Origin of the sequence: Pseudomonas sp. xss_2 (genome assembly GCF_043104195.1) — a bacterium.
GTDB lineage: Bacteria > Pseudomonadota > Gammaproteobacteria > Pseudomonadales > Pseudomonadaceae > Aquipseudomonas > Aquipseudomonas urmiensis.
In genome coordinates this window covers 1-14755 of sequence record NZ_JBICKL010000079.1, presented here as the reverse complement: position 1 = coordinate 14755, position 14755 = coordinate 1, and the positions used below count along the sequence as shown (strand labels likewise).

11 protein-coding genes and 1 pseudogene are annotated in these 14755 nt (G+C 62.3%); 2 read left to right on the top strand and 10 right to left on the bottom strand.

All coding sequences use genetic code 11. From position 1 onward, the window contains the following. Positions 1 to 107 precede the first annotated feature (107 nt). Positions 108 to 644 (top strand): sterol desaturase family protein, encoded by a 537-nt coding sequence (locus tag ACF8K2_RS20360; RefSeq protein WP_392467296.1) that lies wholly within the window; start codon positions 108 to 110, stop codon positions 642 to 644. On the opposite strand, the gene ACF8K2_RS20355 is transcribed toward ACF8K2_RS20360, so the two are convergent. The 5 genes from ACF8K2_RS20355 to fni are packed head-to-tail and all read right to left on the bottom strand — an operon-like array spanning position 526 to position 6476. After that, positions 526 to 1512: a phytoene/squalene synthase family protein gene (locus ACF8K2_RS20355; protein WP_392467295.1), complete on the bottom strand. Its 987-nt coding sequence runs from the start codon at positions 1510 to 1512 to the stop codon at positions 526 to 528. The two genes, ACF8K2_RS20360 and ACF8K2_RS20355, sit on opposite strands and share 119 nt — an antisense overlap. Then, on the bottom strand, positions 1509 to 2999 hold the full coding sequence (locus ACF8K2_RS20350; protein WP_392467294.1) for a phytoene desaturase: 1491 nt from the start codon (positions 2997 to 2999) through the stop codon (positions 1509 to 1511). The genes ACF8K2_RS20355 and ACF8K2_RS20350 overlap by 4 nt, the downstream gene beginning before the upstream one ends. Next, positions 2996 to 4162 carry a lycopene beta-cyclase CrtY gene (gene crtY, locus ACF8K2_RS20345; RefSeq protein ID WP_392467292.1) on the bottom strand — a complete coding sequence of 389 codons (1167 nt, stop codon included), beginning with the start codon at positions 4160 to 4162 and terminating at the stop codon, positions 2996 to 2998. Before crtY ends, ACF8K2_RS20350 begins: the two co-directional genes overlap by 4 nt. Beyond that, the gene (locus ACF8K2_RS20340; RefSeq protein WP_392467290.1) at positions 4159 to 5433 is read right to left on the bottom strand and encodes a glycosyltransferase; all 1275 of its coding nucleotides are present in this window, start codon (positions 5431 to 5433) and stop codon (positions 4159 to 4161) included. Before ACF8K2_RS20340 ends, crtY begins: the two co-directional genes overlap by 4 nt. Next, a complete protein-coding gene (fni, locus tag ACF8K2_RS20335) occupies positions 5430 to 6476 on the bottom strand; it encodes a type 2 isopentenyl-diphosphate Delta-isomerase (RefSeq protein WP_392467288.1) in 1047 nt (348 codons plus the stop codon). The genes ACF8K2_RS20340 and fni overlap by 4 nt, the downstream gene beginning before the upstream one ends. Before the next feature lie 184 nt (positions 6477 to 6660). On the opposite strand from fni, the gene ACF8K2_RS20330 reads away from it, so the two are divergent. Beyond that, positions 6661 to 7572, top strand: coding sequence for a polyprenyl synthetase family protein (locus tag ACF8K2_RS20330; RefSeq protein ID WP_392467286.1), 912 nt, complete (start codon positions 6661 to 6663; stop codon positions 7570 to 7572). A 39-nt stretch (positions 7573 to 7611) separates the two neighbouring features. On the opposite strand, the gene ACF8K2_RS20325 is transcribed toward ACF8K2_RS20330, so the two are convergent. From ACF8K2_RS20325 to ACF8K2_RS20305, 5 genes and pseudogenes are all read right to left on the bottom strand, one after another. Continuing rightward, entirely contained in the window at positions 7612 to 9732 is a 2121-nt protein-coding gene (locus ACF8K2_RS20325; protein ID WP_392467284.1) for a TonB-dependent siderophore receptor, read from the bottom strand. A gap of 268 nt (positions 9733 to 10000) precedes the next feature. Then, positions 10001 to 12001, bottom strand: a complete 2001-nt coding sequence (locus tag ACF8K2_RS20320; RefSeq protein WP_392467282.1) for a U32 family peptidase — start codon at positions 11999 to 12001, stop codon at positions 10001 to 10003. A 131-nt stretch (positions 12002 to 12132) separates the two neighbouring features. Continuing rightward, positions 12133 to 12951 (bottom strand): DUF6708 domain-containing protein, encoded by an 819-nt coding sequence (locus tag ACF8K2_RS20315; RefSeq protein ID WP_392467280.1) that lies wholly within the window; start codon positions 12949 to 12951, stop codon positions 12133 to 12135. 41 nt (positions 12952 to 12992) lie between these two features. Further along, positions 12993 to 13796: a DUF6708 domain-containing protein gene (locus tag ACF8K2_RS20310; protein WP_367616016.1), complete on the bottom strand. Its 804-nt coding sequence runs from the start codon at positions 13794 to 13796 to the stop codon at positions 12993 to 12995. Then, positions 13793 to 14755, bottom strand: a pseudogene (locus tag ACF8K2_RS20305) (hypothetical protein); the annotation flags it as partial. The pseudogene ACF8K2_RS20305 and the gene ACF8K2_RS20310, both read right to left, overlap by 4 nt.

The following is a 14755-nucleotide window of genomic DNA, read 5'->3' as shown; positions in this document are numbered from 1 at the left end:
GCCCCGCGATGAGGCCCGAACTGATACAGCAAAGGAACAAGTCATCACCTGCAGACTCCATAGAAAGCAGCCAGACTGTGCAAACGACTTTTTTGGAAGTACCCGCCATGTTCACCAGCCTGCTGATCTTCCTGCTGACCCTCACCGCCATGGAAGCGGTGGCCTACCTCGCCCACAAGTACATCATGCATGGCTTCGGTTGGGCCTGGCATCGCTCGCACCATGAGCCACGCCAAGGCTGGTTCGAAAAGAACGATCTGTACGCGCTGGTGTTCGCCAGCCTGGCCATCGTGCTGATCGCCCTGGGCAACCTCGGCTGGTATCCGCTGCAATGGATCGGCGCTGGCATGACGGCCTATGGCGCCTTGTACTTCATCGCCCACGATGGCCTGGTGCATCACCGCTGGCCGCTGCGCCTGGTGCCACGCCGGGGCTACCTCAAGCGCTTGTACCAGGCGCACCTGATGCACCATACGGTGCAGGGCAGGCAAGGCTGCGTATCGTTCGGTTTTCTCTACGCGCCGCCTATCGACCGTCTGCGGGCACAGTTGCGGGCGCGTCATGGCGGGCCGCTGCGGGCGTCGAGTGAGGCCGCGCCCACAGCCCAGGGTCGCGTGCTGGGTAACGACGCAGGCGGCAACTGAGGGCGCGCCACAGGCCGCCAGCGACAGCGCGCAGTTTCTCCCATTTCGAAGTCGACAGCCGGCCATCCCAGGCATCGGCACCTGCCTTGCGCACCTTTAGCCCGATCTGCCGATACACCAGCGCCGCCGTCGCCACTGCCCACGCCGAGCGCCAGGGCAGTGCCGGTAACCCGGCCTGGGCACTGAGGTAGTAAGGCTCGGCGTGATCGACCAGGCGTTGCGCCAGTTGCGCCAACCTGCGGCGATAGCGCTTATCGGTCAGCCTGTCGCCAGGGATGGCGAGCTCCTCCAGCCACTGCTCAGGCAGGTAGCAGCGCCCGACCTGGGCATCGGCGACGATGTCGCGGGCGATGTTGGTCAATTGCATGGCCAGGCCCAAGTCGCAGGCGCGGTCGAGCACTGCCGGGTCACGCACGCCCATCACCCGCGCCATCATCAGGCCCACCACCCCGGCTACGTGGTAGCAGTAGCCCAATGTCTCGTCCAGGCTGCGGTAATGCTCGCCGGCAACGTCCTGGGCGAAGCCGGCCAGCAGGTCGAATGCCTCCTGGCGCGGGATGCCATGTTGCCTGGCAACTTCACGCAAGGCGGCGAATGCCGGCTGCTCAAGCGGGGCACCGCGACAGGCGGCGTCGGTCTGCACTTGCAGCTCCAGCAGGCATTGCAGGGCCAGCGCTGGAGCTTGCACGCTAGCCCCGTGGCCGGCCTGTTGGCCGTCGATGACATCGTCGCAGTGCCGACACCAGGCGTATAGCAGCATCGCACTGCGGCGGGTGTTGGCGTCGAACAAGCGCGCGGCGGCGGCGAAACTCTTTGAGCCGACGGCGATACTGCGTTCGGCGTGGGCGAGTAAGGGGTCGTGGCTCATCGGTGCAGATCCTCCAGCATCAGCCCAGCGGTGGCCTTGGCCGAGGCAATCACCCCAGGCACGCCGGCGCCAGGGTGGGTGCCGGCACCCACCAGATACAAGTTGCTCAACTGCGCATCGCGATTATGCGGGCGGAACCAGGCACTCTGGGTGAGGATCGGCTCCAGGGAAAACGCCGAGCCCACGTGCGCATTGAGCTGGTTACGAAAATCCAGCGGGCTGAAGGTGCGGCAGGTCACCAGTGACTCGCGCAGCCCCGGCATGTAGTAGCGCTGCAGATAGGCCAGGATCCGATCACGGTAGCGTGGGCCCTCCCGCTCCCAGTCGACCGGCGCGTTGCCCAGGTGTGGCACCGGTGCCAGCACGTAGTGACTGGAGCAACCCGGCGGCGCCAGGCTGGGGTCGGTGGCGCAGGGGCTATGCAGGTAGAGCGAAAAGTCCTCGGCCAGCTCCGGCCCGCTGAAAATTTCATCGATCAGCGCCTGATAGCGCGGCCCGAAGCACACGGTGTGATGGCGCAGCTGTGGCTGCGGACGGTTCAGGCCAAAGTGCACGACAAACAGCGAGTTGCTAAAGCGTTTGCCCTTGAGCCTTCGGCCCTCCTGCTGACCACGCGGATGCGCGCCGAGCAGCTCGGCGTAGGTGTGTACCACATCGGCATTGGAGGCCACGGCATCAGCCTGCCAGTGCCGACCATCGTGGCTGCGGGCACCGGTGAGGCGGCCAGCTTGGACGTCGAAAGCGGCGACGTCGGCATTCAACTCCAAGGTGCCGCCCAGGTCTAGGAACAGTTTCACCAGCCCCTGCACCAGGGCGCCGGTGCCACCGCGTGCAAACCACACCCCCCACTGCCGCTCCAGGGCATGGATCAGGCTGTAGATCGAAGAGGTAGCGAACGGGTTGCCGCCCACCAGCAGGGCATGGAATGACAAGGCCTGACGCAGCCTGTCGTTACCCACGAAGCGTGCCACCATGGCATACACGCTGCGCCAAGCCTGCAACCGCGCCAGCTGTGGGCCGGCCTGCAGCATGTCGCGAAATGACAGGAACGGCACCGCCCCGAGCTTGACATAGCCCTCGTCGAGCACCGCCTTGGAGTAGGCCAGAAAGCGCCGGTAGCCAGCCACGTCAATAGCATCCAAGGCATGGATCTGGCGCTCCAGTTCATCCTGGTCGTTGCCATAGTCAAAGCAGGTGCCATCTTCCCAGCACAGCCGATAGAACGGGCTGACGGGCAGTAGCTCGACATAATCGGCCATCGGCTTGCCGGCCAGGGTGAACAGCGCCTGGATCGCCGTGGGGTCGGTGATCACCGTGGGCCCGGCATCGAAAGTGAAACCCTGGTCGCGGTAGACGTAGGCGCGGCCACCGGGTTGGTCACGCTTTTCCAGCAGCGTCGTATTGACCCCGGCGGCTTGCAGGCGAATGGCCAGGGCCAGGCCGCCCAGGCCTGCGCCGATAACCAGTGCTGTTTTCGCTTGGCTCATTGTGGCTCCTCGAAGTGCCGGGGTGAGTGGCGCAGTGCCGCGCGCAGGGCTTGCCCGACCGGCACCGGCGGCTTGCCCGAGAGCAGCCGCAGGCGGTCGCGCCAGGTGCTTTGTCCAGCATAGAAACGGGCGATCAGCGCCTCTGGAAGCTGATAGAAACGCTGCAACACCTGCCAGCGCTGTTCAGGCCGACCGGCCAGGAACAGCATGCGATTGAGCAGGCGGTAGAAGCCTTGGTCATGCCAGCGATCACTCAGGTAGTGCTTGAGGTTGTGCGTCAGCTGGGCGGCCTCATCGAGCGGTTGGGTCGCTAACCAGTCGGCCAGGCGCACCGCTTCGGGTAGCGAATAACCGGTGGTGCAATGAAACAACCCGGCACGCAGGCCCGACAGCGGTTGATCGCCTTGCTCGGCCCACCAGCGGGGGAAGTCGCCGGCCAGGGTAATCGGCAGCACGCCCTGTTCTTCGCGCAGCACTTGCGCTACTGCCCAGCCGTGTGCCTGCAGGTAATCGGCAATGTTGGCCCGTAGCAGCTCGGGCGCGGGCGGGTCACGCTCGACGTAGTGAGTGTCTTCAACCAACAGGGTGTCGGCAGTGAACGGCAGGACATAGACGAATCGATAGCCCGCGCCCTGGGCCACGCGCGCATCCATCACTATCGGTTCCAGCAGGCCATGTGGCTGGCGTAGGCGCAGCACCTGGCCGAGAAACGCCTGCCGGGCCAAGATTCGCTGGCTGCTGGGCTGCGCGCCGCGACCGTCGATGACAATCCGCGCCTGCAATTGCTCGCCAGTGTCCAGGCGCACCTGGCTGGGCCCCAGCGCCTGGATCTGGCAGCCGGTACGCAGGGCCGGCCCGAGCACTGGCGTGATGATCTGGGCAAAGCGCTCGCTGGTGATGCTCGCATAGCCGCTTTGCAGCCTGCGGGACAGCTGTGGAAAGTGCACGTGATAGGCCGGCCAGCGCTTGACCACTAGCGGCTGCAGCCACTGTTGTTGCTGGTGGTCGAGGTCGTGCTGGTGAAACGACCAGGTATGGTTGCCGCCAAGGCTGTCTTGCTGTTCCAGGCACACTACATCCAGCTCGGGTCGCAGCTGACGCAGGCGCCAGGCGATCAGGCCATTGGCCAGGCCGCCGCCAGCCAGGATCAGGTCATGGCTCATAAAGGTGCCTGCGCCAATACAGGTTGCCCGGTACGCACGGCCGTCTCGATGATATCGGCAGCCAAGTCAACGCCGCCGGCCTGGGCCAGCTCGGCTTGCAGCGGCGCCAAGCCGGGCATCGGCTGCTCCAGCAGATGCGCCAAGGCTGCGGCAATCGCGCTGACCCCGGCCCGCCGTGACAGCGCCAGGCCCAAGTGGTGATAAACCACGCGCGCCGCCACCCCAGGTTGATCGAAGGCGATCGGTAATACCAGCAGCGGCGTCCCCGCCCCCAGCGCATCCATCACCGTGTTCAGCCCGCCATGACTGATCACCACGTCGGCGCGGCGCACCGCCCACTGCTGCGGGGCAAAATCAGTGACCACCGCAGCGCCCATTTGCAGCAAGCGCGCCTGTTGCGGCACATCGAGCCCGCCACAATGGGCGATCAGCAGTTGCACATCGAGCAGGCGACAGGCTCGGGCAATGCGCGCGAACAGGCCGAAGCGGTGACCTTGCAAGGTGCCCAAGCTGGCAAACACCACGGGTTTGCGCGGATCGAGCGGCCAAGCGCCAGGCGCCTGTGGTTCGCTGTTGCGCAATGGGCCGACGGCATGAAAATGCGCGGGCAAGGCCTGGCGCGGAAAGTCGAAGCCGGCCAGGGTCTGGCTGATCTGCGCCAAGGGCGAGAGGTAATCTTGCAAGCCCCCGCGCGTGGGCAAGCCGAGGCGCTGTGCGGCAGTTTCCAACACTTGGGTCAATGGCCGCATCAGCCAGTCATGCACATCGGTGCTGCCCTGATACAGCCGTTGGCTGCGTGGGTCGTGGGCGTACTTGAACGGCATGACCGGCAACGGCACCCCCTCTTCACGATTGATGGGCAAGGCGCAGGCAATCGATACCATGGGCAAGTGCAGCGCCTCGGCGACCAAGGCACCGGCCGGCTCCATCTGGTCACTGAGCACCGCGTCAATGCGCTGCTGCTGCAGCGCCGCCGGTAGCTGCGCGCAGAGCAGGGCGCTGGTTTCTGCCAACTGGCGGATCAGCCGGCGAAGACGCCAGGGGTTGCTGGGATTGGCGGCCAGCTGGAGCGCCTGATCGAGGCTACCGGCAGGCCGCTGGTCCAGGCCTACCGGGCAAAAGGCGATGCGCGCATCGTCGAGCCAGCGCTGGCTGTCGCACTGATGAAAAAACGTCACCTGGTGGCCGCGCTGCAGCAACGTCCCGGCCAGCGCTTGCAGCGCGTTGAAATGGCTAGGGTAGGGCGGCGCTACCACCGCGAAATGGCTCATGGCAGGTCCAGCTGGTTGCCCAGCAGCCGCGCCCGACGCAGCTCGAGCAGATTGCGCGATCCGGTACAGAAACAGGCAATGCGCAACTGGCGCAGGACAATATCGAAATGCTCCACCACCGCGTCGCTGGACTGGGTGGCAGCCATCAACACCCCGGCCGCCTGACCGACCAGGTCGGCGCCCAGGCGTATCGCCTTGGCCGCATCGATGCCATCACGAATGCCCCCAGAGGCGATCAGCGGCAGATTTGGCAAGGCTCGGCGTACAGCCAACAGGCACTGCGCCGTGGGGATGCCCCAATCGGCGAAGGCCATCGCCACGGCGCGATCGGCGTCGGTTTGCGCCCGGCGCGCCTCGACCGCAGCCCAACTGGTGCCGCCGGCGCCGGCCACATCGATCATGCGCACGCCGGCTTCGACCAGCGCGCGGGCCACCGTCGGCGAGATTCCGGCGCCGACCTCCTTGACGATCACCGGCACCGGCAACTCGCCAGTCAGCGCCGCGATCCGTGCCAGCACCCCGCGCCAGTCGCGGTCACCCTCTGGCTGCACCGCCTCCTGTAACGGATTGAGGTGGATGATCAGCGCGTCTGCTTGCAGGCTGTCGACGGCTCGGCGCGCCAGGTCCAGGCCATCTGCCTCACTCAACTGGGCGGCGCCCAGGTTGGCCAGCAACGGGATATCCGGCGCCAAGCGGCGCAGCTCGCCGGTCAGCCCTTGGTCATGCCCGGTACGCAAACTGACCCGTTGCGAGCCGACGCCCATGGCGATGCCCAGTGCTTGCGCGGCCTCGGCCAGGTGCTGATTGATAAAGCGGGCGCGCTCGGCACCACCGGTCATCGAGCTGATCAGCAATGGCGCGCGCAGGGCGATGCCCAGCAGCGAGCTGCTCAGGTCGACTTCGTCCAGGGCCAGTTCAGGCAGGGCGCAGTGCTCGAAGCGGATCGCCGAGAAGCCTGGATCCTGGCGTAACTGCGCCGGGTCAGGCGCCAGCACGATGTCCAGGTGGTCGTCCTTGCGTTGACTGAGGAAGCTTTTCTTCATGCTGGCTCCGGTGCCTGGGAATCATTGAAGGGCAAGCGGGGTCATTGCTTAAGGTTAAGTTGTACAACGTTAGCTGCTTTGTACAGCTAAGCTCAAAAAACGCTATAGCGTCAGGCCACGACTGCTGACAGTCGTTCCATTTCACCTGCGGCCCCTGGCGCCGCGCTGAGCAGAAGAGGCAAGGATGACGACCATCGCACCACCGCTCCCGGCCGCCGATACCGGCCTCACTGAGCATATCGCCGCCTTGCAGCGTGCGCTGCAGGCCCGGCTGGATGAACTGCTGCCGGCAGGCCAGGAACGTGACCTGCTGGCTGCCGCCATGCGCGAGAGCACCTTGGCCCCGGGCAAGCGCCTGCGACCGCTGATGCTCCTGCTCAGCGCCGAGGGCCTGGGGGCATGCCCACGCGCGGCACTGGAACTGGGCTGTGCGGTGGAAATGGTGCATGCCGCATCGTTGGTGCTGGATGACCTGCCGTGCATGGACGACGCGGCGCTCAGACGAGGTCGGCCTACGCTGCACTTGGCCTTTGGCGAAGACGTGGCGATCCTTGCCGCCATCGCCTTGCTCTCGCGCGCGTTCGGCCTGGTCGCAGGGATCGAAACCCTGCCGGCGGCGACGCGTACTCGCCTGGTGTCGATCCTCGCCGAAGCGATTGGTGCGCAAGGCTTGGTCAAAGGCCAGTTGCAGGACCTGCGCGAAGGCAGCCAGCCACGTAGCGCGCAGCAGATCGCCGAGACCAACCGGCTGAAGACCGGGGTGCTGTTTGCGGCGATCATGCAGATGGCGTGTGAGATTGCTGACTCACCGCAAGCGGTGCGTGAGGCCTTGCTGCATTTTGCCGGTGAGCTGGGGCAGGCGTTTCAGCTGTATGACGACCTGCGCGATCACGACCCTGGCACTGGCAAGGATCAGGGCAAGGATGCGGGTAAATCGACCCTGGTCGCCGTGTGCGGCGAGACCGCGACCCGCGAACGTTTGTTGGCGCATTTGCGCTGTGCCGAGCAGTGCCTTGACCAGGCGTTCATGGGCGAGCAGGCCCTGGCCAGCCTGGTGCGGCGGGTGTTTGGTTGTGTTGAAACAGGGCGAACTTGAGGGCCTGCTCCCGCGAAGGGCCGCTTTGCGGCCCCACTTTCAAAAGGTATAGGCAATCCCCGCCTGCACCGTGCGCGGCGCACCCGGGTAGACGTAGGTGTTGAACGCGCCTTCGTCATAGCCCTTGTTGAACAGGTTCTTCACATCCAGGTTCAGCCGCACATGCTCATTGAGCTGGTAGAAGCTCAACAGGTCGACCACGCTGTACTGCTCCATGGTGTAAGTCTGCGCCTGGGTCTGGCCGGCGCGATCATCGACGTATTTGACCCCCACGCCCAAGCCCAGGCCTTTGGCCAGACCATCCTGGAACTCATAGGTATTGAGCAGGCTGAAGCTGTTGCGCGGAATGTTGGCCAGGCGGGTGCCGGTGGACAGGCTGGTGTCCTTGGTGACCTCGGCATCGACATAGGCATAACCGCCAATCACCCGCCACTCAGGGGTGAGGTTGCCGGCGACATTGATGTCCAGGCCACGGCTGCGCACTTCGCCTGCGGCAATCTTGTAGGCATCATCCTGCGGGTCGTTGGCCAGCACGTTCTGTTTGACGATGTGGTACACCGCCGCATCGATGCTCAGTTGTTGGTCCAGGGCCTGCCACTTGACGCCCAACTCATACGACTTGCCTTTCTCCGGGTCGAAACCATCACCCTGGCGGCTGGCACCGCTGTTGGGCTTGAACGAGCGTGCGGTGTTGGCGTACACGGCAAGGCTGTCGGTCAGGTCATAGATCACGCCAAAACGCGGCGTCACTGCGTTGTCTGCCGCTTGCCAGCCCTGGGTGTTGGGCAGGTAGTTGTCGTAGTCGTGCTCGAAACGCTCCAGACGCACCCCGGCCAACAGCTTCAGGCGCTCGGTTAGCGCTACTTGGTCCTGGATGAACGCCGCCCAGGTCTTGAGGTGTTCCTGATCATGAGTGGTGGTGCGGCTCAGTGCCGGGCGGGGCTGGCCCAATACCGGGTCGAACAGGTCGATCGGGTAGGCACCGGCACCTGCGGCCGAGCGTTGGATGATCGACTGGTAGTGGTAATCCTCGTACTCGATGCCAGTCAGCAGGGTGTGGGCAAAACCTGCGGTGTCGAAATGGCCGGTGAGGTTGAGCTGGTAGTCGCGGTCACTCCATTGCAGTTTGCGGTAGTTGAAGTTGCGCCCCAGGGTGTGCCCATCGGCCTGCAAGGCATTGGCTTCGACGGCATTGCCTTCGAGGGTGCCGTCCAGCCACTGCATGCCGCCGGCCAGGGTCCAGTTGTCGTTGAGCAGATGCTCGAAGCGCAGCTGGGCCATGTTGTTGTCGTTGTGCAGCAGGTTGTCGCTGCCTGTCTCCCAGATGTTGGTATCACGCGAGGCGCTGCCGCGCTGGGTCGGATAGCGGGTCAGCCCGCGGTCGAGCGGGTGGTTGTTGCGCATGAAATCGCCCTCGAAGACGATCTTGGTGCTATCGCTGACTTGCCAGCTCAGCACCGGTGCAACGTCATAGCGCTCGCTGTCGACATCATCACGGAAACTTTCACCGCCCTCGCCAAGCACGTTGAGCCGGTAGGCCAGGCGGCCGTCCTCGCTCAGTGGCCCGCTGGCATCGAGGGTGGCGCGCTGCATGCCTTGGTCGTCGACCTGGCTGCCCAGGGTCACTCTGGGCTCGGCCAATGGTTGCTTGCTGACCACGTTGAAGGTGCCGCCAGGGTCGCCCCGACCGTACAGGCTGGTGGCCGGACCACGGATCACTTCCAGCCGTTCGACGGTAATGGCATCGGGCGCGTTCGGGTAGCCGCGGTTGATCGGGAAGCCGTTGCGGTAGTACTCACCGGTGGTGAAGCCGCGCACGGTCACGGTGGTCAGGCCCTGGCCACCGAAATTGTTTGCCCGACCGACGCCGCCGGCGTAGTCCAGGGCATCCTGCAAGCGGGTGGCTGCGGTGTCTTCAAGGACATCGCGGGGCACCACGCTGATCGACTGCGGCGTCTCATGCAGCGCGGTGTCGGTGCGCGTCGCACTCGCCGAGCGCGTGGCCCGGTAGCCAACCACCGGCCCATCGGCACGTTCGCGCTCGCTGGCCGCATCGATATTGACCGCTTGCAGCTCAACCGGCTGGGCGGCTGACGATTCTGCCAGGACCGCTGGGGAGACTGCGTTGAGAAGGCAGAGTGAAACGAACGCACGACGCATGGACGATACGATCCTTGGGGGTGGGAGAGGGCTCGGATCATATCTGGTAGCAATTATCATTTACAGTGGTATTTGGTGTACCGTCGTACCAAAATTCCGCGTCCGGTCACATAGCAAATATCAAATGAGACAAAATGGGCTCAATGCAGCCGCACAGGCCCCTGGACGATGTGTCCAGGGGCCTGTGCGGCTGCTTGTGCAGGCTTGGGTTGTGCTTGGTGGTGCGGGGGCTCGCCTCGCGATGAGGTCCGCGCTGACAGCGCAGCAATCAGTGCGGCGCGCGCACGATGGTCTTGAGCAGGTCTTCCGGGCTGATATGCCCAACCACCTGCGCCACACCACTGCCTGGGGTCGGCAGATCGATGATGTGCGACTTCATCTTGCCTACCACATGCATCTCGCAGGGCTTGCAGTCGAACTTCAGGGTCAGCACTTCATCGCCCTGAATCAGCTGCATCGGTGCCACCTTGGTACGCACGCCAGTCACGCCCTTGGCCTGCTTGGGGCACAAGTTGAAGGAGAAGCGCAGGCAGTGCTTGGTGATCATCACCGGAACTTCGCCGTGTTCCTCGTGGGCCTCGTACGCCGCGTCGATCAATTGCACGCCATGGCGATGGTAGAAGTCGCGGGCCTTCTGGTTGTAGACGTTGGCCAAGAACGACAGGTGCGACTCCGGATACACCGGCGGCGGAGTGGTCTCGGCTTTACGCCCGCCACGAGGGTGAGCCTTGACCCGTGCTGCGGTTAGCGCCTCGATCGCCTCGCGGCGCAGGGCCTTGAGCTGCGAGTTGGGGATGAAGAACGCCTGCGGCGCATTCAGCTCGATGGCAGTGGCGTGGTACTGGGTGGTACCCAGCTGGCCGAGCAGGTCATGCAATTGCTCTAGTGCCTGCTGCGGCTTGTTGGCCTCGCCAAACGGGCCATCCAGGGCAACGCTGACGCTGACGCCTTCCTCACTGGTCGCGTTCAGCTCCAGGCGCGCTTGGCGCAGCTGTGCTTTCCACGCCACGCCCACGCGGCGCTCAGCGGAGGTGCGCTGCAGCGCCAGTTGCCAGTTGTGATCGAGGTTGCGCGACAGCGGATGATTCGGGCGCAGGCGGTGCATGCCGTCAGGCATCTCGTTGGGCTCGACGCGGTAGCGGTAACGCTTCTGGCCATCTTCCTCGAACTCGCCCTTGGGCTCGGCGATGTTGGCCCGGAAGCCCACCACTTCGCGCTTGACCAGCACATTGAGGCCATCGCCATTGCTCAGCGGCACTTCAGTGACCACTTGCAGGTCGCGCTTGCCGACCTTTTCCACCACGCCCACGTGCAGGCCGGTGAAGGTAGGCGAGTCGAAGGCACCGATATCGATTTTGCGTTCGCTGACGAAATAGTCGGTGCTGCCGCGGTGGAAGGTCTTGTCCGGATCGGGCAGGAAGAAGTGCTCGGTGCGGCCGCTGGAGGCGCGGGCCAGGGCCGGGCGGTCCTCCAGGATCGCATCGAGCTCCTTGCGGTAGTGAGCGGTGATGTTCTTGACGTAGGCCATGTCCTTGTAGCGGCCCTCGATCTTGAACGAGCGCACGCCCGCGTCGACCAGGTCGCGCAGGTTGGCGGTCTGGTTGTTGTCCTTCATCGACAGCAGGTGCTTCTCGAACGCCACTACCCGGCCCTGATCATCCTTGAGGGTGTAGGGCAGGCGGCAGGCTTGCGAGCAATCGCCACGGTTGGCGCTGCGCCCGGTCTGGGCGTGGGAGATGTTGCACTGGCCGGAGAAGGCCACGCACAGGGCGCCATGGATGAAGAACTCAATGGCTGCATCGGTTTCGCTGGCGATGGTGCGGATTTCTTGCAGGTTCAGCTCACGGGCCAGAACCAGCTGGGAGAAACCGGCCTGGTCGAGAAACTTGGCCCGCGCCAGGGTGCGGATGTCGGTCTGGGTGCTGGCGTGCAGCTCGATCGGCGGGATGTCCAGCTCCATCACCCCCAGATCCTGGACGATCAACGCATCGACCCCGGCGTCGTACAGCTGATGGATCAGCTTGCGCGCAGGTTCCAGTTCGTTGTCGTGAAGGATGGTGTTGATGGTAGTGAACACCCGCGCATGGTAACGCCGGGCGAACTCCACCAGCTCGGCGATCTCGCCGACTTCATTGCAGGCATTGTGGCGCGCGCCGAAGCTAGGGCCGCCAATGTAGATGGCATCAGCGCCGTGCAGGATGGCCTCGCGGGCAATCGCCACGTCGCGGGCAGGGCTGAGCAGTTCCAGGTGATTCTTTGGCAGGGACATGTCGTTATATTTTCGGGCTGTCACGGTTTAGGCGCGCATTGTAGCGGTGAAATGGCTTGGCGGCACCCTTGGGCTGCCCGGTGGGGCACTGTGACCGGCCCTGTTGTGGGAAAGGTCTGTCGCTGCAATGGCTACCGGCTGTATTCAGCGGCTGGCGCTGTGCGCGACTCAATATCGATCGCTGTCGGCCATTGAACCTTTGGGGCGATGCAGTGAATCGGGCTCAACTGCGAATCATCGTTCCAGTCTCGGGGTGGGTGGACGAACTCGGGCAGGGCCTGGGGGCCTTGTTGCATGAACAACTGAGCAAGTGCCCAGTACTGCTTTCCTAGCTCGATATCGTGGGTGAAGAACAGGCGGTCGATTACCTCTTCAGTGCCGGGCTTGATCACCGAAATCACGACGTTTTCGATTAGACCGCCATTGCCCATCGGTGCGTATACGCTGCAGGCTTCGGCGATCAGGTCATCCCAGTCGTAGACAACTGGGCGGATACCCCAGCGTTGGCGGCTGAATAGGTGGAGTCGGTCAAAGTGGTATTGGTAGAAATAGACTTTGCGGCGTAGCCGGTTGAAGCGGATAGGTTCGTCGCGGGGGAGTTCAATATCCATGCGTATGGTGGGGATGACAGCCCAAAACGTTGTGATTACGAAAAATAATCCAACCAAAATGAGAGTGAGGCCAACCTCTCGCCAGGCTGTTATTGTCATATAGGTTAAAGTCAACGCTATGATGCTGATAACGGCTACGGAAATTCCTCCTCCGAAAATACCTACGCCCCGGTGTCTTAATGTTGACCTTGGTAGTTCGAAGTAGGTGTGGCAGATATGGTTTGGGGGTGTTTTCAAACTCCCTGACCGGGAGCACTGCTCTGGCTTGTCGTTAGGTTTGCTTAAATCATATTTCCAGCCAGGTGCACGGCGCGACAGGGTTGGTGCGTGGTTTTTCACTCGACGTCCTTCCTAAGAATGGTGTGGACTATATGTGTGATTCACCCAGCGCACGGCGCGCTGCGTGATTCGAGGTCTATCTCTTCTGGCCAATGAACTTTAGGGGCAATGCACCGAATAGGGCTTAACTGCGAATCATCGTTCCAGTCTCGGGGTGGGTGGACGAACTCGGGCAGGGCCTGGGGGCCTTGTTGCATGAACAACTGGGCCAGTGCCCAGTACTGCTTTCCTTGCTCGATATCGTGGGTGAAGAACAGGCGGTCGATTACCTCTTCGGTGCCGGGCTTGATCACCGAAATCACGACGTTTTCGATTAGACCGCCATTACCCATCGGTGCGTATACGCTGCAGGCTTCGGCGACCAGGTCATCCCAGTCGTAGACAACCGGGCGTACACCCCAGCGTTGGCGGCTGAATAGGTGGAGTCGGTCAAAGTGGTATTGGTAGAAATAGACTTTGCGCCGTAGCCGGTTGAAGCGGATGGGTTCGTCGCGGGGGAGTTGAATGTCCATTCGTATGGTGGGGATAATTGGCCAGTAAAGGATGGCGCCGCCTCCAATAAATATGAGAGCGAAGCCTGGTTCGAATGTGTCCATAAGGAGAATATAAGCGATGAATAACAATGTGGCTGTGAGGTAGAGAAGCATGAAGCTACCGCCAATAATCCCTATACCTCTCATTCTCAATGTTGATCTGGGTAGCTCGAGATAGACGAGGTTGACATGGTTGGGTGAGAGCTTTAAAGCATCTGTATCAATGCGCAAAGTTGGAGTTTCATTGGGTCTAGGTAGGTCGTACTTCCATCCTAGAGGGCGACGAGGGTGGTATTTTTTTGGGCTGTTCATGAGTTTTTTTGCTCTAAAACTATTTCTGCGTATGCGTCAGAAATTGCACGGTCGGGCCAATAGATCACGGACAGGGTTGCAGCTAAGATGTTGTGCTTGCCGAGATCGGGGTTAAGTTCGATGCTGCCGCTGAGGTCTTCATGATAGAAATACCCGCTTTTTGCAGTGCCGGCTTGGTGTCTCATTTTATTCACCACGATGCTGTCTTTTTTGTAATCAGGGAATTTTGGAAGTTGGGAGGCTTGCAGCGAAGCCTGTCTCAAGGCAGTCGTAGGGTGCGGTAAAGGATGAAGTTTACCACTGATAATAGTTTCTCCCCCCGTGTAGTCGGGCGAGAGGCCGTCTCCGTGGCGATGCACAGTGAGCGTCCAGTGATAGGCGGACCTAGTCTCGTCAAAGCCAGGTAAAATGATTCTGAATTTGATATGCCGCTGTGTAGCTAAACTTGCCAATCCTCCAATTTTCGAACTTATTGTTGGATCTGCTCTTAGGGTTTTGAACTCCAGGTGAGTGAGGAGTCCTAGCGTGGCCGCATTGAGTTCAGCAAAAGCGATGTCGGCATGCTCGGGTCTATTCCAGTGAATGACGGGAGTCTCGTTGGCTTTACCGAAATAACATCGTTTGGCCCAACGCTCTAAGGGTGTTGATTCAAGTTGCTCTGCCCATTTTTTCAAATTGTACGCGCTAATCGAAAGAATGATGGCGATGCCCAATGGGCCATAAAGCACTGGATGGAATATGGCAAAAATGGAAAGGCTCACGCCGATAGCGGATGCTCCGCTTGCTAGTGAATACGAGAGCCATGCACGGGTGTCCCCTTTAGCAAAAGTGCGTTTAACTGCCAGACTCGTTTGAGCTGCATCCAAAACGCCCGTCACCGCACTTATCATCGCGCCCACTCTAACCAATGAATGGCCCACCGCTACCCCCGAGCTTGCACCTGACGCCCCGGCCGCCGC

Bases quoted from the DNA above. Each gene is read 5' to 3' on its own strand.
- ACF8K2_RS20360 (WP_392467296.1), top strand. From the start codon at position 108: ATGTTCACCAGCCTGCTGATCTTCCTGCTGACCCTCACCGCCATGGAA.
- ACF8K2_RS20355 (WP_392467295.1), bottom strand. From the start codon at position 1,512: ATGAGCCACGACCCCTTACTCGCCCACGCCGAACGCAGTATCGCCGTC.
- ACF8K2_RS20350 (WP_392467294.1), bottom strand. From the start codon at position 2,999: ATGAGCCAAGCGAAAACAGCACTGGTTATCGGCGCAGGCCTGGGCGGC.
- crtY (WP_392467292.1), bottom strand. From the start codon at position 4,162: ATGAGCCATGACCTGATCCTGGCTGGCGGCGGCCTGGCCAATGGCCTG.
- ACF8K2_RS20340 (WP_392467290.1), bottom strand. From the start codon at position 5,433: ATGAGCCATTTCGCGGTGGTAGCGCCGCCCTACCCTAGCCATTTCAAC.
- fni (WP_392467288.1), bottom strand. From the start codon at position 6,476: ATGAAGAAAAGCTTCCTCAGTCAACGCAAGGACGACCACCTGGACATC.
- ACF8K2_RS20330 (WP_392467286.1), top strand. From the start codon at position 6,661: ATGACGACCATCGCACCACCGCTCCCGGCCGCCGATACCGGCCTCACT.
- ACF8K2_RS20325 (WP_392467284.1), bottom strand. From the start codon at position 9,732: ATGCGTCGTGCGTTCGTTTCACTCTGCCTTCTCAACGCAGTCTCCCCA.
- ACF8K2_RS20320 (WP_392467282.1), bottom strand. From the start codon at position 12,001: ATGTCCCTGCCAAAGAATCACCTGGAACTGCTCAGCCCTGCCCGCGAC.
- ACF8K2_RS20310 (WP_367616016.1), bottom strand. From the start codon at position 13,796: ATGAACAGCCCAAAAAAATACCACCCTCGTCGCCCTCTAGGATGGAAG.